Below are 25520 nucleotides of genomic sequence, written 5' to 3' on the forward strand. Positions count from 1 at the left end.
CTTAAATTATTTAGTTAATACAAAGCCTTTAAGCTTTGCAAATGCGGCATCCACGAGAGCTTTTTGTTGATCTTGGTGCAAATGCGCATAACCACATGCTGGGGATGCAGACGCTGGACGACCTGCATAACCCAACTTCTGACCATCAGTCATATTTTCATGAATGTTATGTTGCACAAAGAACCAAGCACCCTGATTTTGTGGCTCATCTTGACACCAAACAATTTCAGCTAACTTTGGATATTTCTTCAATTCAGCAGCAAAAGCTTTGTGTGGGAATGGATATAACTGTTCCACACGAATCAAGGCCACATCATCAGCCTTTTTCGCCTCACGAGCTTTCACTAAATCGTAGTAAACTTTGCCTGAGCAAGCCACAAGACGCGTTACTTTTTTCGCATCAATCTTGTCATCTAACTCACCAATCACTGTGCGGAACTCACCTTTTGTGAACTCCGTAATTGGAGATGTTGCATCTTTATTTCTTAATAAAGATTTAGGCGTCATGATGATCAAAGGCTTACGGAACTGACGAATCATTTGACGACGCAACAAATGGAAAATTTGCGATGCAGTCGTTGGTTGAACCACTTGCATATTCATATCAGCGCATAGCTGCATGAAACGCTCAGGGCGAGCTGATGAGTGCTCAGGACCTTGACCCTCATAACCATGAGGCAACATCATCACAAGACCATTGGCACGACCCCATTTCACTTCACCAGAGGCGATAAACTGGTCAATCACCACTTGAGCACCGTTCACAAAGTCACCGAATTGAGCTTCCCAAATAGTTAATGTATTTGGTTCAGCTGCAGCGTAACCATATTCAAAACCAAGAACAGCCTCTTCAGACAAGATAGAGTCAATCACCGTAAATGGCGCTTGACCATCCGCAACGTGCTGCAATGGAATATAAGTACCTGTATCCCACTTCTCACGGTTTTGATCATGAATCACAGCGTGGCGGTGTGTAAAGGTGCCACGACCTGAATCTTCACCTGATAAGCGAATTGGATAACCACTGGCCACCAAAGAGGCAAAAGCCATATGCTCACCCATACCCCAGTCAACATTTACTTCGCCACGACCCATAGCCGCACGATTATTCAAAACGTTATCTACTAGGTTATGAGGCTTGAAGCCTTCTGGTACTTTTGTAATACGCTCAGCCAAACGCTTCCACTCTGTTAGAGGAATCGCTGTATCAGCAGAGTCGGTCCACTTCTTATTAAGGAATGGACTCCAATCAACGGCATATTTACCTTTGAAATTAGAAATCACTGGATCAACTGTGTGCTTACCTGCTTCCATAGCAGCACGATAGGCTTTCACCATCTCATCACCACCACCAGCAGGCAATACATTTAAAGCTTCTAACTTGTCCGCGTACAACTTGCGAGTACCAGGATGTTGAGCAATCTTTTTGTACATCAACGGCTGCGTTAATGCAGGCGTATCTTGTTCGTTGTGTCCCAATTTACGGAAACAGATGATATCAATCGCGATATCTTTCTTAAATGTATTGCGATACTCAACTGCCAAGTTGGTCGCCCACACTACCGCCTCAGGATCATCGCCATTAACGTGCAATACAGGCGCTTCAATCGTCTTTAAAATATCAGTACAGTAAAGCGTTGAACGTAAGTCACGCGGATCAGAAGTTGTAAAACCGATCTGGTTATTAATCACGATGTGCAATGTGCCGCCTGTGTAATAACCGCGAACTTCAGCCATCGCCAAAGTTTCTTGAACCACACCTTGACCGGCAATCGCAGCATCACCGTGCACCAAAATCGGCATCACTTGTGCACCAGTCAAATCACCGCGGCGATCCATACGTGCGCGCACAGAACCTTCCACCACCGGGTTCACAATCTCTAAATGAGATGGGTTAAATGCTAACGATAAGTGAACTGGACCACCTGGCGTTGTTACGTCACTTGAGAAACCTTGGTGATACTTCACGTCACCCGCTGGTAAATCTTCTGGCGCTGTATGTTCAAACTCAGCGAACAAATCTTTAGGCATCTTGCCTAAAGTATTCACCAACACATTTAAACGGCCACGGTGAGCCATACCAATAACAATCTCTTGTACACCAGCAAGACCAGCAGCACGAACAGTTTCATCCATAGAAGCGATAAAGCTTTCACCGCCCTCCAATGAGAAACGTTTTTGCCCCACATATTTAGTATGCAAATAACGCTCTAAACCTTCAGCTGCTGTTAAGCGCTCAAGAATCTGTTGTTTCTTTTCTGGACTGTAAGACGGTGTTGAACGGGCAGACTCCAATTTCTCCTGCCACCAACGTTTCATCTTTTGATCAGTGATATACATGAACTCAGCACCAACTGTGCCGCAATAAGTCTGGCGCAAGTTTTGTAGCAACTCACGCAATGTCATATTGTCTTTGCCAAAGAAAGTGTTACTTGTATTGAACACAATCTCCATATCTGCATCGCCTAAGCCATAGAAAGACGGCTCAAGCTCAGGAATATTCGGGCGCTCTGTGCGCTTTAGTGGGTCTAAATCAGCCCAACGTGTACCGACGTTACGGTGAGCAGCAATCAATTGCTGAACAGCCACGCGCTTACGACCCAATTCAGAATCTGCTGAGTCATTAATAACTCTAATAGGACCTTGCTTAGCTCTTTCAGCAAAAGCGTTAACGACAGGCGCATGCGGCACGTCACGCTTAGTTGTTCCATCTACAGCAGGAACGTGCTGAACATTGTCGAAATACTCTCGCCAATAATCAGAAACAGAAGCTGGATTTTCAAGATAGGCTTCGTAGAGTTCTTCTACGTAAGGGGCGTTACCGCCGAAGAGATAAGAACTACCTCTGTAGGACTGCATCATATTGCTCACCTTTCATCGGGTATCCCGAATTTGTAGTGGGTTAAACCTTCCGCGACACGGCTTGACCGGTTAGCGGATTGCGAACTAGTTGTAACTGCAACGGAAGGATGTTCCGCAGATAAGAGCTTAACACGGCTAAGCACCTATTTGCCTTACTTTTTTACTGAATATGACTGTAAACCTTAGCTTTCAGGTCTGCAGTTAGGTCTTTCCCCTAATAAAATAAGGATTATTAGCAAGAGTCTTGTAAGAAATCCCCTACAAGAAAATCAGAATTGCCCGATTTTCAAAAATTAAAAACCTTTTTACCATTTAATTTCCTTTAAATACTTAACAGGAAATAAATAATGGAAGTTAAAAATCTTGAAAATCCTAAGGATTACTTGAGCACTCGCCAAAGCGCGCGTTATCTACAAGTATCACTGGGTACCGTCCAAAAGATGGTTGAGACCGGCGAATTACTTGCTTGGAAAACCCAAGGTGGTCACCGCCGAATCCTAACATCCTCACTAGAGCAACTATTGAAAAGAAGGCGCTTAGGTATACGGCAACGGTGTGGGGCACAATTTTTACTGTTAGCCATCATGAAACGCGAAGCTTCTTTTGAGGGATTTTCAGCCTTAACTGAACATTGGAAATCTGAGGTCAATCTACATATGTCAGCCGATAGTCTAGAGGCTCTCATGCAAGCAGTATCGCTGGCCCCAGATGTGATTTATATAGATGCCCAAATATCACCTGTAGAACAAGTTCACTTAACGAGTTATCTCAGCAAAAATACCCATACTCGCAATATTCCCATATTAGTTGAAGATGGATTTTTAAAATTACACCCTCAAATATTAGATATATCACCAGAAAATAAAGTATTAATGGATTCAGGTACAAACTCAATAAGGGTTGGTAAAAAGCATAAAAACCCATTAATAAGATCATATAAATCAGATTTATTACTTTTGGAAAATGGGGCTACCAATATCAAGTTTAGTGAAAAATTAGAAGCACTAATTCTTGATTGCATGGCTAAGAAATGCGAAGCGGCCTGATATACAGGCCGCCATTGATTTACTATATATATTAATTAGATAGCAAATTGAGTTCGATCTTTACCTTCAATCCATTTTGGAGCCTTACCGCGACCAGTCCAGGTTTCACCTGTAGCTGCGTTGCGGTATTTAGCTGCAACTTTACCACCTCGTGAACCAGCCGCACCTTTACGCGCAAATAAATCTGAAGCACTTAAACCATACTGCTCAATAATTGCCTTAGCTTTGGTAATGCCCTCTGCCTTTTCAGCAGCCTGAGCTTCTAAAATTTGCTTTTCTAAAGCCGCTTTTTGAGCCAACAATTCTTGATATGTTGCCATTATTTCCCCGTGTTTAATGAATTATTCATATTAGATTAAAAATCTACGAGATTATTATATACAAATTATTAATTAATCCATAATTTTTATTAATTTATATATTTATTAAATATATAAATAATATTAATTTAATTAGATTATATAAACTCGGGTAATAAAAAAGCCTGAAACATGAGCTTCAGGCTTTGTTTGGTCGGGGCGAGAGGATTTGAACCTCCGACCACTTGCACCCCATGCAAGTACGCTACCAGGCTGCGCTACGCCCCGAAAATTGATTAACTAGAAAGAATATGAAGGACAGCTAATAAATCAGCTCTAATGGAGCCAGCATCTGATGCATCCACCGTGGCACCACCACCCTGTTCTTCCAACCTGATTCTTGCGCCACTAATCGTAAAGCCTTCTTCATAGAGAAGCTCACGAATACGACGAATCAAAACAACCTCGTGATGTTGGTAATAACGTCTATTACCGCGTCGCTTCTGGGGCTTTAACTGATTAAATTCCTGCTCCCAATAACGCAAAACATGAGGTTTGACGTCACAAAGATCGCCCACTTCACCAATCGTGAAGTAGCGTTTCGCTGGAATTGGAGGGAGCAAATCCCCGGCAATCATGCCGCTACCATTCTTTTCCATAGGTAAAACTCGTTAGAGCTTAGGATCAACCTTATCTTTAAGCTTTTGACTAGCGTGGAATGTCACCACGCGTCTAGCTGAAATAGGAACTAACTCACCTGTCTTAGGGTTGCGACCAGGCCTTGCTGATTTCTCGCGTAACTGGAAATTCCCAAATCCTGAAATCTTGACGTCAACACCAGCCTCTAAAGAAGTACCCACCGTCTCAAAGAAGGCGTCAATTAAATCTTTAGCTTCACGCTTATTCAACCCAACTTGGTCAAACAAGGCATCTGATAATTCTGCTTTAGTAATCGTACCTGTTTCATTCATTTCAGGACTCCGTTTTTCGCTTTTTGTTACTTTTGTTATTAAGTATTAACGAATTCTAGCTTCGCATTTTACGCTCATCGCTTCTATGAGGCTAGAAATCACTGGTTCTACTTGCGCATCTTGTAATGTAACTGAATCATCTGACAAAGTAATGCGGAAAGCTAAACTTTTCTCATTTTCAGCCATGCCACCCATACGACCAGCTGTCGGCTTAAACTCATCAAACAATTCAATCTTCTTAATAAGCACTTGTTTGGATGATTTCATCGCATCCAACAATTGCGCAGCCGTTACCGATTGCTTAACCACCACCGCTAGGTCACGCGTTACAACTGGGAATTTACTAATCGTCGCAATTGTAGGCAAACCAATTTCAACAATAGCCGCCCAATCAATTTCAAATAATACTGGCGCAGCGGGTAAATCATAAGCTTGTTGCAAACGTGGATGCAACTCACCAATAAATCCCAACACGATATCCTTACCGCGATAACGTACTACCACTTCAGCGCTACGGCCGGGGTGAAGTGCAGGATGATCAACTTTTCTCGTTGTGAATTCCAGTGGCGCCAACAAGGCTTCAAGATCACCTTTAACATCAAAGAAGTCAACCGCTCTTGTAGGAATCCCCCACTGCTCAGGTAGAGCACTACCGTAGGCTAAACCTGCTACATGAATTGGCTGATCATACCCAGCAATACTTAACTCACCAGCTTGTGCGTTGGCATTGCGCTGGAATACACGACCCACTTCAAACAAACGCACGCGCGTCGCTTTACGATTTAAATTTTGGCGCAAGTTCTGCACCAAACCACCAATCAAATTACTACGCATTACTGACAACTGACTAGCAATTGGATTTAGAACTTTAATAGGATTTTGATTACCAGCTAGCTTTTCTTCTGTATCAGCATCAATAAAACCAAAATTTAATACTTCTTGATAAGCTCTTCCTGCGATCGCATGACGGAGACTATGAATATCTCTTCGCGCCTCATCCGTTCCTTGCATGCGTTGTTCTGCAATAGGCGGATTAGCTGGAATATTTTCAAAACCATAAAGTCTTGCAACTTCTTCGATCAAATCTTCTTCAATCTCAATATCAAAACGATAACTTGGCGGGTTAACAACAAAAGCCTCATTACCTTCACGTTGATATTTCAAACCAATACGGTCAAAAAGTTCCGCAATGACATCTGCGGTTAATGGCACGCCAATCACACGCTGCGCTCTAGCCACTCTTAAACGTACAGGTGTACGTTTTGGTAAATCTAATACTTGATCATTTACTGGGCCAACTTGCCCACCGCAAATTTCACGGATAAGGCCAGAAATAAATTCAAGCGCATCAACCGTACCAGCAGGATCGACACCGCGTTCAAAACGATGCGCAGCATCTGTAGAAAAATTAAAACGGCGTGAACGCCCTTGGATTGCCACAGGCCACCAGAAAGCAGATTCAACATAAATATCTTGTGTGTCTAATGTCACGGAAGTTGGGTTACCACCCATAATGCCAGCAAGACTTTCTAGACCTTGCTCGTCGGCAATAACGCCAACAGACTGACCACTCAATGGCGCAACAGAAACTGTTTGCCCATTTAGAAGTTCTAATTGTTCGCCTTCTCGCCCCCAACGAACAGTTAATCCGCCTTTTAATTTTTGGAGATCAAATACATGTGTTGGTTGACCAATCGCCAACATAGCGTAGTTAGAAATATCAACCAAAGCTGAAATACTTCTTTGACCGGCGCCCTCTAAACAACGCACCATCCATGCTGGCGTCTTAGCTTTTGCATTAACGCCTTTAATCACTCGACCAGCAAAACGACCACATAAATCAGATGACTCAACTTTAACGGGTACAGTTTCTTGAATGTTTACTTGTTGAGCTTCTATTTTTGGCGCACATAATTTAGCGCCTGTAATTGCAGCAACCTCACGCGCGACACCCAAAACAGATAAGCAATCAGCTTTATTAGGCGTTAGCTTGATAACAAAAATTGTGTCATCAAGTTTTAAGTATTCTCGAATATTTTGACCAACCGGCGCATCAGCTGGCAACTCCATGATGCCATCGGATTCCTGAGGAATACCCAACTCATTACCTGAGCACAGCATGCCTTGAGATTCAACACCACGCAATTTACCTAACTTGATAGCAAAAGGTTTGCCGCCTTCTTCAGATGGAGGCAACTGAGCACCCACTAAAGCACAAGGTATCTTAATGCCCACACGTGCATTGGGAGCACCACAAACAATTTGTAGCACCTCACCACCCGCATGGACTTTACAAACACGTAAACGATCAGCGTCCGGATGCTGAGTAGCTTCTAAAATTTCCGCGACCACCACACTTGAAAATGGCGGCGCTAATGAACGAGTTTCTTCAACCTCAAGACCAGCCATGGTCAAAGCATGAGACAACTCTTCCGTTGTTAAATCAGGATTAACGTACTGTCTGAGCCAAGATTCTGAAAATTGCATAGTAGTTGCTCAGTATGAATTAAGCTGGAAATTGAGACAAGAAACGAATGTCGTTTTCAAAGAATAGGCGCAAATCATCGATGCCATAACGTAGCATCGTTAAACGCTCCAAACCTGAACCAAACGCAAAACCTATATAACGCTCTGGATCTAAACCCATGTTACGTAACACCGTTGGGTGAACTTGGCCTGCACCAGAAATTTCTAACCAACGGCCAGCCAATTTGCCAGAACCAAAAGCCATATCAATTTCTGCAGATGGCTCTGTGAATGGGAAATAAGATGGTCTGAAACGAACATCAATCGCGTCTGTCTCAAAGAAAGTTTTAAGGAAGTCTGTATATACCCCTTTTAGATCAGCAAAAGAAACATTCTCCGCGATCCACAAACCTTCCACCTGATTAAACATTGGCGAGTGCGTTGCATCACTATCCACACGGTATGTGCGCCCTGGCGCAATAACCTTAATCGGCGGCATTACTGCTTCTTTAGCATAGCGCTCTACATGCGAACTAGCGTAACGAACTTGCATAGGGCTAGTATGCGTACGCAACAACAGTGGTTTATTTTTCTCATCAACACCTTCCACATAGAAAGTGTCTTGCATCGAGCGAGCCGGATGATTCTCAGGACTATTTAATGCCGTGAAATTGAACCAATCATTTTCAATTTCAGGACCATCAGCCACATCAAAACCAATCGAACGGAAAATTTGCTCAACGCGCTCCCAAGTGCGCATTACTGGATGCAAACTACCAACATCTTGACCTCTACCAGGCAAAGTAATATCGATGGCTTCCGCACTTAAACGAGCTTCTAAAACAGCATTAGCCATAGCTTCGCGGCGCTCATTTAGCGCAGCCTCTACAGCTGATTTAACTTTATTGATTTCTGCACCGGCAGCTTTACGAGCCTCAGGCTCTAACGCACCTAGCGCTTTAAGACGCTCTGTGAGTAATCCGGATTTTCCGAGGTAACGTGCCTTGGCGTCTTCGAGGGCCGCCGAATCGGCGGCACCTGCGAAGTCCCGCTTGGCATCCTCGACAACTTGGTCGAGTGAAACCATCTGCGGGTCCTACTTAAGCTACAACAGTTTTGATACGAGCGACTAAGGCAGCAAACGCTGGCTTGTCGTTGATAGCCATATCAGAGAGAACCTTACGGTCCAACTCAATACCAGCTCTCTTCATACCATTCATGAATACGCTGTATGTCACATCGTATTGACGAACTGCGGCATTGATACGTGTAATCCACAAAGCACGGAATACGCGCTTTTTGTTGCGACGGTCGCGATAGGCATATTGACCTGCACGCATAACCGCTTGCTTAGCAATACGGAATACATTCTTACGACGACCACGGTAACCCTTGGCAGCGTCGATAACTTTTTTATGACGGGCTCTTGCTGTAACCCCGCGTTTAACTCTTGGCATTTGATTCTCCTGGGATTAAGCGTAAGGCATCATTGAACGCACTGATTTCACATCAGAATCGTGCAACGTTACTGCACCGCGAAGGTGACGTTTATTTTTAGTCGTCTTCTTGGTCAGAATATGGCGCTTAAACGCTTGACCACGTTTGATAGAACCGCTACCGCGAACTCTAAAACGCTTAGCTGCACCGCTTTTGGTTTTCATCTTGGGCATAACTGCTCCCTTTTCACTAATTTGTACGACTTAGGTGGCAATCGACGATTGCACTTCTATTACCCAGACATACTTTTTATAGGACTTTCGTCCATCTCCGCTTCCTTAACAAAGTTAATTCAGCGGGTTACCACACTTACTTCTTTTTGATAGGTGCCAACACCATAACCATTTGGCGACCTTCCATTTTTGGAAACTGCTCTACTTGCCCGTAAGGCTCTAGATCAGCTTTCAATCTTTCCAACATACGCACACCAATTTCTTGATGGGCTAATTCACGACCTCTGAAACGCAAAGTGATTTTTGTTTTATCACCTTCTTCTAAGAACTTCATCAGATTGCGCAACTTAACGTTGTAATCACCGTCATCAGTACCAGGGCGGAATTTTATTTCCTTAACCTGAATAACCTTTTGCTTTAACTTTGCTTCATGAGCCTTCTTAGCTTCTTGGTACTTAAATTTGCCGTAATCCATCACACGACAAACTGGAGGCTCTGCCGTTGGGGCAATCTCCACCAAATCTAATTCACTCTCTTCCGCCTGTCTTAAAGCATCGGCTAATTTCACCACACCAAGTGGTTCACTGTCGTTGCCAATCAATCGCACTTCGGGGGCAGTAATTTCCCGATTAATACGATGCGTTTTCTCAGTAGCTATTTCGCGTTTCCTTCAAAAATTTTTAACAAGACCTTACTCACCTCAGGCTAGCTGGGGTCCGACCTTCTGGGATACATCCTGTTGGAGTCGGGCAAGGAAGTCATCGATAGACATAACGCCTAAATCAATACCACCTCTGGCACGTACGGCCACCGCATTTGCATCACTCTCTTTATCGCCTATAACCAGTAGATAAGGGATTTTCTGCAAAGCGTGTTCTCGGATTTTAAACGTTATTTTCTCATTTCGCAAATCAGACTCAGCTCTAAACCCTTGTTTTTTTAGGATTTGCTGAACTTTTTCCGCATATTCGGCTGAATTTCCGGAAATATTCATGATTACGCACTGAGTTGGTGCAAGCCAAGTAGGCATTGCTCCTGCGTGATTTTCGATCAAAATACCAATAAATCGCTCTAAAGAACCCACAATCGCGCGATGCAACATCACCGGCACTTTACGGTCATTGTCGGCAGAAACATACTCTGCCCCTAAGCGTAAAGGCATTGAAAAGTCGACTTGCATCGTACCGCATTGCCATGAACGACCAATCGAGTCCTTTAAGTGATACTCAATCTTAGGCCCATAGAAGGCACCTTCGCCCGGTAACTCTTCCCAAGTTTGATTAGATGCTTTCAATGCATTTCTCAAGGCCTCTTCCGCCTTATCCCAAATAGCATCATCCCCTACCCGTTTTGCAGGTCGAAGTGCTAATTTGACAGCGACCTCGGTAAACCCAAAGTCGTTATAAACCTCTCTAACAGCCCTATCAAAAGCAGCCACTTCTGACTGAATCTGATCTTCTGTACAAAAAATATGGCCGTCATCTTGCGTAAATCCACGCACACGCATCAAACCATGCAAAGCACCTGAAGACTCATTACGGTGACACTGGCCAAACTCACCATAACGTAAAGGTAACTCGCGATAACTATGCAAACCGGCGTTATAAATTTGTACATGGCCAGGGCAATTCATCGGCTTTAGGGCGTAAGCGCGATTCTCAGACTCAGTCGTAAACATATTGTCTTTATAGTTTTCCCAGTGGCCAGATTTTTCCCACAAGGCCCGATCCAAGATTTGCGGTGCTTTAACTTCCAAATAATTATTATCTTGGTATACGCGACGCATGTATTGCTCTACCTGCTGCCAAATCGTCCATCCTTTTGGATGCCAGAAAATAAGGCCTGGAGCCTCCTCCTGGAAATGGAATAAATCTAATTGCTTACCCAATTTACGGTGATCACGCTTTTCAGCTTCCTCCAACATATGAAGATAAGCTTCTTGGTCTTCTTTCTTAGTCCAAGCTGTACCGTAAATACGCTGCAACATTTCATTATTGCTATCACCGCGCCAATAAGCGCCAGCAACTTTCATTAACTTAAATACTTTTAATTTTCCAGTTGAAGGCACATGAGGGCCACGGCATAAATCCGTAAACTCGCCTTCAGAGTACAAAGAAACATCCTCATTAGAGGGAATGCTTTCGATTAACTCGGCCTTGTAACTTTCCCCTAAACCTTTGAAGAACTTAACAGCCTCATCGCGAGGAACAACGCGACGCTCGACCTTCTCATCTTTTTTTGCCAACTCAGCCATGCGCTTTTCAATCGCCGCCAAATCATCAGGCGTAAATGGTCGGCTATAAGCAAAATCGTAATAAAAGCCAGATTCAATAACCGGTCCAATCGTCACTTGGGCATCCGGATAAAGCTCTTTAACTGCATAAGCTAATAAGTGGGCAGTTGAGTGGCGAATAACTTCAAGACCTTCAGGATCTTTATCCGTCACGATGGCCAAGTTCACATCACTATTAATTAGATAACTGGTGTCTACCAATTGACCATTAACCTTACCTGCTAAAGCAGCTTTAGCCAAACCAGCACCAATACTTTGCGCCACGTCAGACACAGTTAACGGAGCAGCGTACTCACGCTTTGATCCATCAGGTAATGTGACAACAACCATGAACTTACTCCAAAAAATTAGCGCGGTGCTCTGGGATCTTTTTTGGAACCTAGGGCTTGCCGCGCCTATTTATATCTACATCTAAATTCGTTGGTAGGCTCGATTGGAATCGAACCAACGACCTCTACCATGTCAAGGTAGCGCTCTAACCAACTGAGCTACGAGCCTATTAAGACCGCAAGTTTATCACTTATCGGTCACTTTCTTCTTGCTTCTGTAACGCCCTTCACTTCCATCAAGGCTGCTATGGCCGTTTGCAATCCATCTGTAGAAGGTATTTCTATAGTGAACTGCATACTTGCCAAGCCCTTACGAGACTGTGTTTTTACTCCAGTCACATTAATCTTCAACCTTGAAAATACCTCAGAGATATCTCTTAACAACCCTTGCCTATCAAGAGCAATCAACGCGATATCCACAGGGAATAATGCTTTTGATTGATGGGGAGCTCGCACACCCCACTCCGTCAAAACCACCCGTTCTGGCGCCCGCGCTAATAACTGTTTAAAAGTGCTGCAATCTTGCCGATGAATCGATACCCCGCGCCCGCGCGTCACAAAACCACTAATAAGATCAGGAGGCACCGGATGGCAGCACCTAGATAATTGAGTTAATAATGAATCAACCCCCACTACCAACACATCCCCACGTCCTGTTTTAGCTTTACTTTTACGAAGAATAATTTCTGGCAAATCTGCCTTAGGAGTTTCTTCAATGGGAGTCTCTTTTAAATCTTCCTGGTCGGTTTGCTGAGCGTTGAACCAAGCTCTTACCTTGGTTTTTGCCCGATGCGTTGCCAAATAGCCGCGCTCGGCATTTAACCAATCCAAGGAAGGACCGCCCTGTTTAACTGAAATAATTTCAACAGTCTGTCCATTTTTCAAGGCCGTATCTAATGGCACCATCGCGCCATCAACACGCGCACCACGACAACGATGCCCCAAATCGGTATGTACTGAATAAGCAAAATCAATCGGGGTAGCGCCTTGCTGCAGAGGAATTACTTGGCCTAAAGGCGTTAAGACATAAATCTGCTCATCTAACTCCTGACCTTTAAGCTGATCCCAAGCGTCTTCCTTCCAGGCAATTAATTGCCGAGCCCAAGCTATTCTCTGATCGTATTCAGTTTTTGCGCTGACTGTTCCAGAGTAACCTTGTTTACCCGCTTCTTTGTAACGCCAATGTGCAGCAACACCATACTCGGCTTGCTGATGCATCTCATGCGTTCTAACCTGCACCTCAAAAGAAACGCCATTCGCATCCATCACAACCGTATGCAAAGATTGATAACCATTGGGCTTGGGTCTTGCAATGTAATCATCAAACTCTTTAGGAATCGGCTGCCACACATGGTGAACAATCCCTAAAACGGCATAGCAATCTTTTATATCATCAACAAGAATACGAAATGCTCTTACATCGTATAGCTGCGCGAAATCTAAAGCCTTACCTTGCATCTTTTTCCAAATGCTATAGATATGCTTCGGCCTACCCTGAACATCACCTTCAATCTGCGCCTGGGTTAATTCTTGCTGCAAGCGCTCCATCACTTGCGCGACGAAACCTTCGCGCTCAATACGTTTTGAATCCAATAACTTGGCAATCTGTTTATAAGTATCAGGAGCTAAACAACGGAAAGCTAAATCCTCCATTTCCCATTTAATCTGCCAAATACCCAAACGATTAGCTAAGGTTGCATCAACATCTAGGATGTCTTGCGCCCAATCAGTCCTAACGTCAATTCTTTGAGACGTAACCCAACGAAGCGTCTGAAGCACAGAAGCCAGGTGCAATAACACCACGCGTAAATCATGCGCAAAAGCCAATAGCATTTTGCGCAAAACTTCCACTTGCATCTGCGCGCTTTGACCTAATTTATTTGCCGGCTGCCTAGCAATTTTTAATTGCGCGGCACGCAATCCTCGATAACCCAAAATCAATTGAGCGACTTCAGATCCCAACTGCTTTTCCAATGCATCTTTACCAAGTTGAGAATCCAAATGCCGAGCAGCGATACAGCTAGCATCGTCTAGCCTTAAAGAAGTCAGAATCGCTTCCACGCCCAAAGCATGGGCATGAGCATCCTCACCGAACAAAAGATCAGAATTAGATAAAAAACTCACGTACTAAGGATACCTGTTCTGGTGTAATAAATGCAGGCGCATGACCAACACCAGGAATTTCAATACTTCTTGCACGTGGATTACGCTGGCACATTTCAGCGACCGTCTTAGCTGACAACAAATCTGAATCCCCACCACGCACAATCAGCATATCAGCCTTAATTGCCTCATAGGCTTTCCAAGTCATCATTTCGCCAACCACAGCAGTGGCAGAACTCAATGCCTCAAAAGGTTTTGCAATGCTAGGGTCATAATGCAAAACCCAAGCATCTCCACGTTTCACAAGATGAGGTCCGTTATAAGCCTTCCATTGTTCAGGTGGAAATGTGCCAAATGGCGCACAAATTCGATTTAAGTAAATCAGACCTTCTTTTTTACTTGCAAAGCGTAAAGGCTTTCCAACGTAATCGCCTAAACGACTCAAAGCTGTTGGTTCAATTCTTGGCCCCACATCATTCAAAATCATGCGACGGATCGGTGAATGCTCTTGAGCGGCCACAAATGTACCAATCAAACCACCCATAGATGTCCCAAACCAATCAACCTTACTCAATCCAAGCTGAGCAATTAGCGCCATCATGTCAGAGGCATATTGGGGAATGCCATACAACATAGGATTTGGTAGCCAATCAGAATCACCACGACCAACAATATCTGGGCAAATTACACGGTAATAATCACTCATTGCTCGCGCCAAAACAGTAAAGTCGCTTCCTCGACGAGTTAGACCATGGACGCAAATCAATACGTTCGGATTATTAGAATCACCCCATTCGTGATAAGCCATCTTATGCAACCCTGATGGGCTCGCACACTGAATGTAAGCAGTTCGAGATTGAGGATCTGGAGCATCCTCGTTTTCTTCAATAGCAATTGGCAACGGATCCGATACAAGCTCTGCAACAACGCCAACGGCTAGAAGAGTCTCTTCAGAGATATTCTCTTTAATACCAAAAAGACGTTTCAGCAGTTTTTTAAGCATTACTGAGCAACCCAACCACCATCCATATTCCAAGCCACACCACGAATCTGCGTAGCAGCAGGACTACAGAAAAATACAGCCAAAGCAGCTAACTGTTCTGGCGTCACAAACTCACCAGAAGGTTGCTTCTCAGATAACAGAGCTTTCTTAGCTTCTTCATTACTTAAGCCATCCCGCTCGGCACGCGCGTCCACCTGCTTTTGCACCAAAGGTGTTAGTACCCAACCTGGACAAATCGCATTACAAGTCACACCCGTTTGAGCAGTTTCCAAAGCTGTCACCTTTGTCAAACCAACGATGCCATGTTTAGCCGCTACATAAGCAGACTTCTGAGCAGATGCCACCAACCCATGAACAGAAGCCAAATTGATAATACGTCCCCAATTACGCTCCTTCATTTTAGGAAGCGCTAAACGAGTCGTATGAAATGCTGAACTCAAGTTAATCGCAATAATCGCATCCCAACGATCAACCGGAAAATCTTCAATATTGGCCACATGCTGAATACCTGCGTTATTCACCAAAATATCAACTGCACCAAAACGCTTTTGAGCAAAAGCCATCATATCTTCAATTTCAGAAGCTTTACTCATATCAGCACCGTGGTACTCAACCTCAACGCCCAGCGCTTTTACTTCAGCGATTGCAGCAGCACTATCACCAAAACCATTCATCACAATATTGGCGCCCTGCTCAGCAAAGGCTTTTGCAATCCCCAACCCAATACCGCTAGTAGAACCCGTCACTAATGCTGTTTTGCCTTTTAACATGCTCATGAAAAATAACTCCAAGAATAATTAATGGGATAAAGCTATATAAATTGATTAAAAATTAACTAGGCATCTCTGGCTGAAGCGTCACATGGTCAATCTGATGCTTCTCTCTTAGCACTAGGTGAATTCTTCTTAAAGTCTCAGGCCAATCCTGCAAATCTCTAATTTCAACATGACCAATTAAAGCTGGCTCACCAGGCGTCATCTCCCAAACATGCAAATCATGAACTGCCAAAACTCCCGACACTGCACGTAAATCAGCGCCTACTGCAACATAATTAATATGGTGAGGCACACCTTGCATCAAAAAATGATAAGACTCTTTCAACACCTCAATAGTTGAACGTAATACCAAGACACAAACGAATAAAGAAAGAATTGGGTCAATCTGCATCCAACCGGTGTACTGAATAACCAAGCCTGCAATCAATGCAGCAACCGAACCCAACAAATCTCCCATTACATGAACTAAAGCAGCACGGGTATTAACACTTTTTTTATCTTTAGATAAAACCCATGCCACCACAATATTGATACACAACCCCAACGCAGCAACAATGGTCACCGTCTGTCCTTGAACATCATGTGGCGCATTAAAACGACTTAACGCTTCAACAGCAATCCACACAACCAATAACAACATCGCTAAACCATTAATAAAAGCAGCTAGAGATTCCGCGCGGCCAAACCCAAAAGAATGTTTTTCAGAAGGTGGGCGCTTTGCAATGATTTGCGCCAACAAGGCTAAGCCGAGCGATGCCGCATCGGTCACCATATGACCCGCATCTGAAATCAACGCCAGAGATTCCGCCCAAAAACCAGCGAACACCTCAACACCTGCAAACAAGAAGGTTAGCAAAAGCGCCGTTAAGAGAATTCCTAACTGGCGCTCTTCGCGGTAATGCAAATGTTGCGCATCCCCTTTTTTATGAGCATGTAAGTGGCTAGCGTGGTGAGCACTCATCAATAACCTTTTTAAACAGCGCTGGTATCTAATGGGCAACCGGTCTTAGCAATCACCTCTTCTTTTGTGATGCCAGGAGCCAACTCAATCAACTTCAAACCTTCTTTCGTCACATCCATCACAGCAATATCAGTGATGATGCGATTCACTACACCCACACCCGTTAACGGCAAGTTGCACTCTTTCAAAATTTTAATGTCTTCTGTGCCATCTTTTTTCTTGGCTACATGTTCCATCAACACCACAACATGCTTAACACCAGCCACTAAATCCATGGCGCCGCCCATGCCTTTCACCATCTTGCCCGGAATCATCCAGTTAGCTAAATCACCTTTTTCACTAACCTGCATCGCGCCCAGAATGGCAATATTGATTTTTCCGCCACGAATCATGCCGAAAGAATCTGCAGAAGAGAAAATCGCTGACCCCGGTAAAGTTGTAATTGTTTGTTTGCCCGCGTTAATTAAGTCAGCATCGACCTTATCTTCGGTTGGGAAAGGACCAATACCTAATAAACCGTTCTCAGACTGAAGCCATACTTCAATATCTTTAGGCACATGATTCGCCACCAAAGTTGGCAAACCAATACCCAAGTTAACGTAGTAACCGTCTTTTAATTCTTTCGCTGCACGCGCAGCCATCTCATCACGAGTCCATGCCATGATTCTTACTCCTTAAACCTTAGTGATTGTGCGCTGTTCAATGCGCTTCTCTGGATGTTTATTCAACACAATGCGATGCACATAAATACTTGGCGTGTGAACATCCGCTGGCTCAAATGTGCCGTTCTCAACAATCTCTTCGACTTCTACAACCGTTAACTTACCCGCCATAGCACACATAGGATTGAAGTTACGAGCAGTATGGCGATAAATTAAATTACCTGCCTTATCAGCCTTCCAAGCTTTCACTAAAGCAATATCAGCCACTAAAGATCGCTCCATGACATACTTCTCGCCATCAAACTCTCGAATCTCTTTACCTTCAGCAACAATGGTGCCAACACCAGTCTTAGTAAAAAAGGCTGGGATACCACACCCGCCAGCACGGAGTTTTTCAGCCAAAGTTCCTTGAGGTGTGAATTCCAACTCAAGCTCACCAGCCAAATACTGGCGCTCAAACTCTTTATTCTCACCAACATATGATGAAACCATTTTTTTAATTTGACGCGTTTCTAGCAGTTGCCCCAAACCGAATCCATCAACACCAGCATTATTTGAAATAGCGGTTAGATTCTTAACACCTGTATCACGCAGAGCAGCGATTAAGGCTTCTGGAATACCGCACAAACCAAATCCACCCACAGCAAAAGTTTGGCCGTCTTTGACGATATCAGCCAAGGCCTCTTTTGCCGAACCGAAAACCTTATTCATTAAAAACTCCCTATTGATTTAAAAATAGCCCGCTTTTTAATTAAGCAAGCTACGTGCCAACTCACCAAAATTCCCATATAAATCAATTAACTTGACGCAAACAAGGTGATCAAGAAAATCTCATATATTGCATATATATCTATATTCTAATTGCATGAAATCCCCCACCGCAGGATTCACCCAGAATTCGCCCATAGAGAAGAATAGTAAACAACACGACTGTCTCCATTACCATGTCGTTATAGTATGTTTTGGAAATGTATTTAATGTGTCAAAACAGCGCATTAGCGGTTTGATACTGCACAATTTTGGAGAGTATGAATGAATACAAGCAAAGAGATTCTTGAGCAATTTGGTCCTAGAGAATCCATGGACTACGACGTGGTTGTCGTAGGTGGTGGTCCTGCAGGATTGTCTGCAGCCATTCGCTTAAAACAACTCTCCACTGAAAAAGGTCAAGAAATCTCAGTTTGCGTCTTAGAAAAAGGCTCTGAAGTGGGCGCCCATATTTTGTCAGGCGCGGTCATGGACCCCATCGGCATCAATGAGCTCATACCTGACTGGAAAGAAAAAGGCGCACCTCTTCACACAGAAGTAACAGAAGACCGCTTCATGTTCTTAACTGAAAAGAAATCGTTAACAACACCTAATTGGATGCTACCTGCCTGCTTCCAAAATCATGGCAACTATATCGTTAGCTTATCCAATTTCACCCGTTGGCTAGGTCAAGAAGCTGAAAATCTGGGTGTGGAAATATTCCCAGGCTTTCCTGCAGCAGAAATTATCTATGGCGAAGCTGGCGAAGCTGGCGAAGCTGGCGAAGTACTAGGCGTTGCAACTGGCAACCTAGGTATTGGCAAAGACGGAGCCCCCACCGAGAATTTCCAACTTGGCATGGAACTACGTGCGAAATACACTTTATTCGCTGAAGGTTCACGTGGCCACCTTGGCAAACAGCTCATTCAAAAATACAGCCTAGATGCAGGCAAGGATCCACAAAGCTATGGCATTGGCATCAAAGAACTTTGGGAAATCGACCCTGCTAAACATCAAGAAGGTCTCGTCATACATACAGCAGGATGGCCTCTCACATCTGACACTTATGGCGGCTCATTTTTATATCACTTGGAAAATAATCAGGTAGCAGTAGGCTTTGTGGTGGGTCTTTCTTATAGCAATCCATACCTTAGTCCATTCGAAGAATTCCAACGTTACAAAACACACCCAACGATTCGTCAATTTTTTGAAGGTGGCAAACGTATCAGTTACGGGGCACGCGCCATCACTGCTGGCGGATTAAATAGCTTACCGAAAACAGTATTCCCAGGTGGTGCGTTAATTGGTTGCGAAGCTGGCTTCTTAAATGCTTCACGCATCAAAGGTAGCCATGCAGCAATTAAGACTGGCATGATGGCAGCTGAAGCGGCGTTTGATGCGGTTAACTCTGGTAGAGCAGCTGATGAGCTTACCGCATACCCAGCAGCCTTTAAGAAAAGCTGGCTACATACAGAGCTTAATAAGGCCCGCAACTTTAAGCCCTGGATGGCCAAAGGCCTATACCTTGGCACCTTAATGGTAGGAATTGAACAAAAACTATTAGGTGGCAACGTGCCTTGGACTATTCATAACACGCATGCCGATCATGAATGTCTTAAGCCAGCTGCTCAATGCACCCCTATTCAATATCCAAAACCAGATGGGCAAATTAGCTTTGATCGCCTATCGTCCGTTTTTATCTCAAATACAAACCATGAAGAAAATCAGCCAGCCCACTTAACGCTAAAAAATGATGCTGTGCCGGTAGTAACAAATTTAGCAGTCTTTGCTGGCCCAGAACAACGTTATTGCCCTGCTAGCGTTTATGAGTTTATTGAATCCGATGATGGTAAGAAACTACAGATCAATGCACAAAATTGCGTGCACTGTAAAACTTGCGATATCAAAGATCCAACCCAGAATATTGTTTGGGTTACGCCAGAAGGAACCGGTGGCCCCAATTATTCGGGCATGTAATTAATTTGAGTTAAATTTAGTGGCTTCAAGAAATTGAAGCCATTTTTACAAATACCTAACTATTAATCGTGAGGAGCTTTTATGTCAGGTCATGGTCACGTAGATCCATCTAATAAAAAGATTGCTTTATTAATTTCCATCCTTGCGTTGTTATTAGCGATTAGCGAAACAATGAGCAAAGCGTATCAAACAGAAGTTCTCACCAAACAAATTGAGGCCTCTAATTTATGGTCTTTCTTCCAAGCCAAGACTATCCGCTCAACAGTCACTAAGTTAACCGCTGAAACAACACAGTTAACCGGTAAAGCTTCCGACCCAAAAACAGCATCAGCACTTGAAAAATGGGATGCTGCCGCCAAACGTTACGACTCAGAGCCAGAAACAGGGGAAGGTCGCAAAGAATTAGCGGCAAGAGCCAAAGAAGCGGAAGCGGTTCGCGATCTTTATATGCATAAATATCATTTTGTTGAAATTGCTTCGGGTATTTTGCAAGTAGCCATCGTTCTAGCATCAGCAACCATCATTACAGGCGTGAGCGCTCTAAGCTTAGTGGCTGGCGGGCTAGGCGTTATTTCTTTGGTATTAAGTGGCCTAGGAATTTTTGCCCCAACACTTATCCACCTTTAACTAATAACTTTTTTAGAATTTGTTAAAAAAATATTTATTGTTTTGGATTGCTGCAGCAAGCTGCAGCCTCCCCCTTCACGCGACCGAACTCACCTTCACCGCCATTGGCGACCAACCCTACTTTAGCGATGATGCGTTTAGCTCGCTCATCAAAAAAATAAATGAGGATGCATCTTCACAGTTCACGATCCATGTGGGCGATATTAAAAATGGCGCCAACACCTGTTCTGACGAACGTTTCTCATCTGTCAAACAACTCTTTAATGAATTTACTAGACCCCTCATCTATACGCCAGGCGACAATGAGTGGACTGATTGTCATAGAGCATCTAATGGCTCCTACAATCAATTAGAAAGATTACAAAAGTTACGCGCCCTCTTTTTTGAGAAAACACAAAGCTTAGGGCAAAATAAAATCCAACTTGAACGCCAAGGCGACCTCTCTTTAAATCATCGCTCCTATATTGAGAATGTGCGCTGGACTATACAAAGGATTACCTTCATCACAATCAATCAAGTCGGCTCTAACAATAATTTAGACCCCGACGTGCCTGGCGCTATTGATGAATATCATCAAAGAAATGCTGCCAATATGGCTTGGTTAAAAGATAGTTTTAAACGCTTTCAAAATAGCCAAGCGATTGTGGTGGCGATGCAATCTGACATATCTGACCCTCGCATCCCTAAAGAATCTGGATTCAAAGAATTTATTGCAACCATCGCAACACTTGCTAAGACTTATAAAAAACCCGTGCTACTGATTCAAGGTGATTCACATCAATTTAAAGTGGATCAGCCTATAAAAGATTCAAATGGCGGCACCGTTTCTAATATCTTGCGCATGATTGTGCCTGGAGCGAATTTAGTTGAAGCTGTTCAAGTTAAAGTTGATACCCAACAACCCGTCATCACAGATACATTTAAATTCAAAAAGTATGGGTTTTAATTTTTAAGCGGAGAAGTTAGTTTAAGTATTTACTTTGCGAATACACAAATAGCCCAATAGGCCACTTAATGCCGCCAAACCAAAAACATGCTCAGGGCCTAAACCTTCCCAAACCCAACCGGCGACTAAACCACCTACAGTCCCGCCAATACCATAGGAAACTGTGGTGTAAAGCGCCTGCCCTCTAGCTTGCAAATGTCCCCCAAACCAAGTTTGCAACATCTTTAAGCTAGCGCTGTGATGTGCGCCAAAAGTCGCCGCATGCATGATTTGCGCTACGATTAAAACAACCGGATTAGGCCAATAAGCAATCATTACAAAACGTAATGCCATGATGAGATAAGACGCCATCAAAATATGCTGGGCAGTAAATCTTTTGAAAAAACTATTCTGAAAGTAGAAAAATACCACCTCAGCTAGAACACCTAGCATCCAAAATAAACCAATCTCTGCTTTTGAATATCCCAAACGGTCCAAATAAAGAGAGTAGAAAACATATAAAGCCGCATGGCCAAAAATCATCCAAAAATTGGCTGACAAAAACCATCTGACATGACTATTTCTTAAGACATGCCAAAAACTTGTTGTGACATGATGCGTGACTTCCATCGGGGGTTCCCTCAAAGTTCTAGCTAAGATTGCCAAGATGATGAGCGCCCCCATTCCAAACCAAGGTAGGCTTTGTATGCCATAAGCCTCAAACCAAGCGCCAGCCCCCATCACCATCACAATAAATCCAATAGATCCCCACAACCTTAAACGTCCATAACGCTGATCAAATGTATTGTCTTTATATAAGGCATGAATTGTGGCAGCCTCCCCCAGAGGCATCAAACTGCTAATCACGGTGTTCAATAAAAACATCCAAACTAGCAGCGCCCAATAACTTTCAAGATAAAAAATGGCGGAAAAAATAAAACAGGCCAAAAGAGAAGTTGTGCGCATAATGCCCAAACGATCTCTTCTAATATCTGCTAGCCAGCCCCAAGCAAATGGTCCCAAAATTCTAGTAATTTGGAACATCGACATCAATGCTGCAATTTCAATTGCGCTGTAATGCAAGCTTGCAAAATACAAACTTGCATAAGGAGACATTAATCCAATATATGTGAAATAAAAAAAGAAAAATGCCGCAAAAGCCAGCCGTACTAGACCGGTCATAAGGGCACTCCGAGATTAAGGACGCTGCGCTGGAACACGTGGCGTGTCAACAACCACATCGCCACATTGCGCACGATAGCGCAACACATGATCCATGATGACTAACGCCAACATTGCTTCAGCAATCGGTGTTGCACGAATCCCTACGCAAGGATCATGACGACCCTTAGTTTGAACTACTGCAGGTTGTCCAGCGCGATTAATGGATTGCTTAGGCATCATAATCGATGAGGTTGGCTTAATGGCAATCGAAACTACCACATCCTGGCCACTACTAATACCACCTAAAACACCACCAGCATGGTTGGTCGCAAAACCATCACGGAAAATTTCATCACCGTGCTCACTACCCTTTTGCGCCACACTCTTAAAGCCCGCACCAATTTCAACACCTTTCACAGCATTGATACCCATCATGGCATGGGCAATATCAGCATCTAACTTATCAAATAAAGGTTCACCCAAACCAACAGGTACCCCTTTAGCAACCACAGTCAAACGCGCTCCACAGGAATCCCCTGCTTTACGCAAATCATCCATGTAACTCTCAAGCTTAGGAATAACATTGGCATTAGGTGCAAAAAATGGATTATTTCCAATCTCTTGCTTACTTTCGAATGGAATCTCTACCTCACCCAACTGGGTCATATAGCCATAAAACTCCATGCCATATTTCTCAGCCAACCATTTCTTAGCAACGGCTGCTGCTGCAACCACAGGCGCGGTTAAACGAGCTGACGAACGGCCACCACCACGTGGATCACGAATGCCATACTTATGCCAATAAGTGTAATCAGCATGGCCAGGCCGAAAGGTATCCAAAATATCACCGTAGTCTTGGCTACGCTGATCTGTATTACGAATTAATAAAGCGATTGGCGTACCTGTTGTCTTACCCTCAAAAACACCAGAAAGAATCTCTACTTGATCCGCTTCCTGCCTTTGAGTTACATGTCGAGATGTACCAGGCTTGCGTCGATCCAAATCGCCTTGAATATCCGCTGCCGATAAAGACATACCGGGAGGGCAACCATCCACCACGGCACCAATCGCTGGTCCGTGAGATTCACCAAAGGTGGTGATAGTAAATAAATGTCCGAGTGAGCTTCCTGCCATACCTACATTATGGCATTGGTCAGGCATGAAGGTCTAATTTGACCTTCACTTATTGATTTTTTAGCAAATCGCTTATTTAGATTCAGCCTGAGGCTCTTCAGCAGGCCAATCACGAATATAAGCTTTAAGCATGGTGTTTTCAAAGCTTTGAGCTTCGACCACCGCTTTAGCCACATCGTAAAAAGAAATGACTCCCATCAAAACTGAGCCTTCCATCACAGGCAAATAACGCGCATGCTTTTCCAACATCATGCGACGGACATCATCCAAATCGGTATCAGGTGTGGTTGTTAAAGGAGATTGATCCATCACGGCACGCACATTGGTTTGTCCCAAAGTACCATGTTCTTTAGCCAAAGTATCAATCACCTCACGGAAGGTCAAAATGCCGGCTAACTTAGAGTATTCCATCACCACCAAAGAGCCAATATCCTTTTCTGCCATTACATGCACAGCAGCTGATAAAGACGTCTCTGGAGAAACTGTATAAAGCGTACTACCCTTCACACGCAAAATATCACTAACCTTCATATCTCACTCCTCAAACTATTGGCATCCGATTACATCAGTCTATCAGCAGCAACTTAGGGTGGCTAGAGCCTCATCATCAGGGCTTACCCCACTCCCTTACAGCTTGGGTGTCTCCAGCCCCTTTTCCCAAGCCCTCATAATCGGCAAATTAGCGACTAATGTTGCGCCGGCCAAAGTAACCCACCAAGTTAAGTAAATCCAGACCAAGAACAAAGGAAGGATGGCGAAAGCCCCATAAACGGTGCGGTATAAAGGAAAGCTAGTGGCGAACCAAGCAAAACCGAATTTCGCGATCTCAAACACAACAGCTGCGAAAGCTCCACCCCAAAAGGCATCTTGCCATTGGATTTTTTCGTAAGGCAAAATTTTATAAACCAAGCCAAAAGATAAGATCGACAGCAAAATAGGAAATACTGAAGCAACAAAATCAAAACCCGCACTTAATGGACCAATTAGCCCATTAGATGCGCTCAGCACCATTGAGCTCAAATAAATACTGCCCCCCAAAAGAAGTGGTCCCATAATGGTTGCAATTAAATGAATACCAATACGCTTCACAAATGGCCGAGGATGCTGGACTCCCCAAATACGATTAAAAGCATTTTCAACAGTTAAAAGTGTAAAAAAAACACCAATAATTAACCCAAGGGAGCCAAAAATAGTGAGGCTCTTTGCCTTTAAAGCAAATTGGTTCAGATACAAAAGAATAGGGTCTCCAATATTGCCTGGGATCAAATTATCCGAAAGCCATTCCTGAAAGGCTTTACGCAAACGAAGGAAACGAGGTAATACTGCCAACAAAGAGAAGGCAACCGTCACCATAGGCACCAACGACAAAATAGTCGTAAACGATAAGCTAGCGGCGAGCTCATTAATACGGCCACCTTTAGCGCATCGACGCATATAGCGGAGAAAATCGAGGATAGAATCTTTATGATGAATTACTTGCACGGCTCTATCATAAGCAAATACTG

Annotated in this window: 24 protein-coding genes and 2 tRNA genes; 4 read left to right on the forward strand and 22 right to left on the reverse strand. The window is 43.7% G+C overall.

The window, feature by feature from the left end:
* Positions 1 to 6 precede the first annotated feature (6 nt).
* Positions 7 to 2862, reverse strand: coding sequence for a 2-oxoglutarate dehydrogenase E1 component (locus tag ICV01_RS05710; RefSeq protein WP_215286538.1), 2856 nt, complete (start codon positions 2860 to 2862; stop codon positions 7 to 9).
* A 347-nt stretch (positions 2863 to 3209) separates the two neighbouring features.
* Between ICV01_RS05710 and ICV01_RS05715 the strand changes: the two genes are divergently transcribed.
* Positions 3210 to 3908: an excisionase family DNA-binding protein gene (locus ICV01_RS05715; protein ID WP_215286539.1), complete on the forward strand. Its 699-nt coding sequence runs from the start codon at positions 3210 to 3212 to the stop codon at positions 3906 to 3908.
* Positions 3909 to 3943: 35 nt separating this feature from the next.
* Here ICV01_RS05715 and ICV01_RS05720 read toward each other — a convergent pair whose 3' ends face one another.
* From ICV01_RS05720 to ICV01_RS05800, 17 genes are all read right to left on the reverse strand, one after another.
* Entirely contained in the window at positions 3944 to 4228 is a 285-nt protein-coding gene (locus ICV01_RS05720; RefSeq protein WP_215286540.1) for an H-NS family nucleoid-associated regulatory protein, read from the reverse strand.
* A 190-nt stretch (positions 4229 to 4418) separates the two neighbouring features.
* Positions 4419 to 4495: transfer RNA gene (locus tag ICV01_RS05725), tRNA-Pro, on the reverse strand.
* A gap of 8 nt (positions 4496 to 4503) precedes the next feature.
* On the reverse strand, positions 4504 to 4866 hold the full coding sequence (locus ICV01_RS05730) for a MerR family transcriptional regulator (RefSeq protein ID WP_251369323.1): 363 nt from the start codon (positions 4864 to 4866) through the stop codon (positions 4504 to 4506).
* A 12-nt stretch (positions 4867 to 4878) separates the two neighbouring features.
* Positions 4879 to 5217, reverse strand: a complete 339-nt coding sequence (locus ICV01_RS05735; protein ID WP_256440727.1) for an integration host factor subunit alpha — start codon at positions 5215 to 5217, stop codon at positions 4879 to 4881.
* 6 nt (positions 5218 to 5223) lie between these two features.
* On the reverse strand, positions 5224 to 7665 hold the full coding sequence (gene pheT / locus ICV01_RS05740) for a phenylalanine--tRNA ligase subunit beta (RefSeq protein ID WP_215286542.1): 2442 nt from the start codon (positions 7663 to 7665) through the stop codon (positions 5224 to 5226).
* Positions 7666 to 7684: 19 nt separating this feature from the next.
* Positions 7685 to 8731, reverse strand: a complete 1047-nt coding sequence (gene pheS / locus ICV01_RS05745) for a phenylalanine--tRNA ligase subunit alpha (protein ID WP_215286543.1) — start codon at positions 8729 to 8731, stop codon at positions 7685 to 7687.
* A gap of 13 nt (positions 8732 to 8744) precedes the next feature.
* Complete coding sequence (gene rplT / locus ICV01_RS05750) at positions 8745 to 9101, reverse strand: 50S ribosomal protein L20 (protein ID WP_215286544.1); 357 nt, start codon at positions 9099 to 9101, stop codon at positions 8745 to 8747.
* A 15-nt stretch (positions 9102 to 9116) separates the two neighbouring features.
* Entirely contained in the window at positions 9117 to 9314 is a 198-nt protein-coding gene (rpmI, locus tag ICV01_RS05755; protein WP_215286545.1) for a 50S ribosomal protein L35, read from the reverse strand.
* A gap of 136 nt (positions 9315 to 9450) precedes the next feature.
* The gene (gene infC / locus ICV01_RS05760; protein WP_215289158.1) at positions 9451 to 9972 is read right to left on the reverse strand and encodes a translation initiation factor IF-3; all 522 of its coding nucleotides are present in this window, start codon (positions 9970 to 9972) and stop codon (positions 9451 to 9453) included.
* A gap of 42 nt (positions 9973 to 10014) precedes the next feature.
* Positions 10015 to 11937, reverse strand: a complete 1923-nt coding sequence (gene thrS / locus ICV01_RS05765; RefSeq protein WP_215286546.1) for a threonine--tRNA ligase — start codon at positions 11935 to 11937, stop codon at positions 10015 to 10017.
* A 91-nt stretch (positions 11938 to 12028) separates the two neighbouring features.
* A tRNA-Val gene (locus ICV01_RS05770) sits at positions 12029 to 12105 on the reverse strand.
* Positions 12106 to 12134: 29 nt separating this feature from the next.
* On the reverse strand, positions 12135 to 14060 hold the full coding sequence (locus ICV01_RS05775) for a bifunctional (p)ppGpp synthetase/guanosine-3',5'-bis(diphosphate) 3'-pyrophosphohydrolase (RefSeq protein WP_215286547.1): 1926 nt from the start codon (positions 14058 to 14060) through the stop codon (positions 12135 to 12137).
* Complete coding sequence (locus ICV01_RS05780; RefSeq protein ID WP_215286548.1) at positions 14044 to 15042, reverse strand: alpha/beta fold hydrolase; 999 nt, start codon at positions 15040 to 15042, stop codon at positions 14044 to 14046. Before ICV01_RS05780 ends, ICV01_RS05775 begins: the two co-directional genes overlap by 17 nt.
* Positions 15042 to 15812 carry a 3-hydroxybutyrate dehydrogenase gene (locus tag ICV01_RS05785; RefSeq protein ID WP_215289159.1) on the reverse strand — a complete coding sequence of 257 codons (771 nt, stop codon included), beginning with the start codon at positions 15810 to 15812 and terminating at the stop codon, positions 15042 to 15044. The genes ICV01_RS05780 and ICV01_RS05785 overlap by 1 nt, the downstream gene beginning before the upstream one ends.
* Before the next feature lie 61 nt (positions 15813 to 15873).
* Positions 15874 to 16779, reverse strand: a complete 906-nt coding sequence (locus ICV01_RS05790) for a cation diffusion facilitator family transporter (RefSeq protein ID WP_215286549.1) — start codon at positions 16777 to 16779, stop codon at positions 15874 to 15876.
* A gap of 11 nt (positions 16780 to 16790) precedes the next feature.
* Positions 16791 to 17441 carry a CoA transferase subunit B gene (locus ICV01_RS05795; protein WP_215286550.1) on the reverse strand — a complete coding sequence of 217 codons (651 nt, stop codon included), beginning with the start codon at positions 17439 to 17441 and terminating at the stop codon, positions 16791 to 16793.
* A 12-nt stretch (positions 17442 to 17453) separates the two neighbouring features.
* Entirely contained in the window at positions 17454 to 18152 is a 699-nt protein-coding gene (locus ICV01_RS05800) for a CoA transferase subunit A (protein ID WP_215286551.1), read from the reverse strand.
* A gap of 321 nt (positions 18153 to 18473) precedes the next feature.
* Between ICV01_RS05800 and ICV01_RS05805 the strand changes: the two genes are divergently transcribed.
* From ICV01_RS05805 to ICV01_RS05815, 3 genes are all read left to right on the forward strand, one after another.
* Positions 18474 to 20165: an electron transfer flavoprotein-ubiquinone oxidoreductase gene (locus tag ICV01_RS05805; protein ID WP_215286552.1), complete on the forward strand. Its 1692-nt coding sequence runs from the start codon at positions 18474 to 18476 to the stop codon at positions 20163 to 20165.
* A gap of 81 nt (positions 20166 to 20246) precedes the next feature.
* Positions 20247 to 20792: a DUF4337 domain-containing protein gene (locus ICV01_RS05810; RefSeq protein WP_215286553.1), complete on the forward strand. Its 546-nt coding sequence runs from the start codon at positions 20247 to 20249 to the stop codon at positions 20790 to 20792.
* A 37-nt stretch (positions 20793 to 20829) separates the two neighbouring features.
* Positions 20830 to 21738, forward strand: coding sequence for a hypothetical protein (locus tag ICV01_RS05815; RefSeq protein ID WP_215286554.1), 909 nt, complete (start codon positions 20830 to 20832; stop codon positions 21736 to 21738).
* A 21-nt stretch (positions 21739 to 21759) separates the two neighbouring features.
* On the opposite strand, the gene ICV01_RS05820 is transcribed toward ICV01_RS05815, so the two are convergent.
* The 4 genes from ICV01_RS05820 to ICV01_RS05835 form a co-directional block, all read right to left on the reverse strand.
* Positions 21760 to 22899: an MFS transporter gene (locus ICV01_RS05820; protein ID WP_215286555.1), complete on the reverse strand. Its 1140-nt coding sequence runs from the start codon at positions 22897 to 22899 to the stop codon at positions 21760 to 21762.
* Between the two features lie 15 nt (positions 22900 to 22914).
* Positions 22915 to 24015 (reverse strand): chorismate synthase, encoded by a 1101-nt coding sequence (aroC, locus tag ICV01_RS05825; protein ID WP_215289160.1) that lies wholly within the window; start codon positions 24013 to 24015, stop codon positions 22915 to 22917.
* Positions 24016 to 24087: 72 nt separating this feature from the next.
* Positions 24088 to 24546, reverse strand: a complete 459-nt coding sequence (locus tag ICV01_RS05830) for a CBS domain-containing protein (protein WP_215286556.1) — start codon at positions 24544 to 24546, stop codon at positions 24088 to 24090.
* Between the two features lie 96 nt (positions 24547 to 24642).
* Complete coding sequence (locus ICV01_RS05835; RefSeq protein WP_215286557.1) at positions 24643 to 25497, reverse strand: YihY family inner membrane protein; 855 nt, start codon at positions 25495 to 25497, stop codon at positions 24643 to 24645.
* Positions 25498 to 25520 lie beyond the last annotated feature (23 nt).

It is taken from the genome of Polynucleobacter sp. MWH-Spelu-300-X4 (genome assembly GCF_018687515.1).
Taxonomy (GTDB): domain Bacteria; phylum Pseudomonadota; class Gammaproteobacteria; order Burkholderiales; family Burkholderiaceae; genus Polynucleobacter.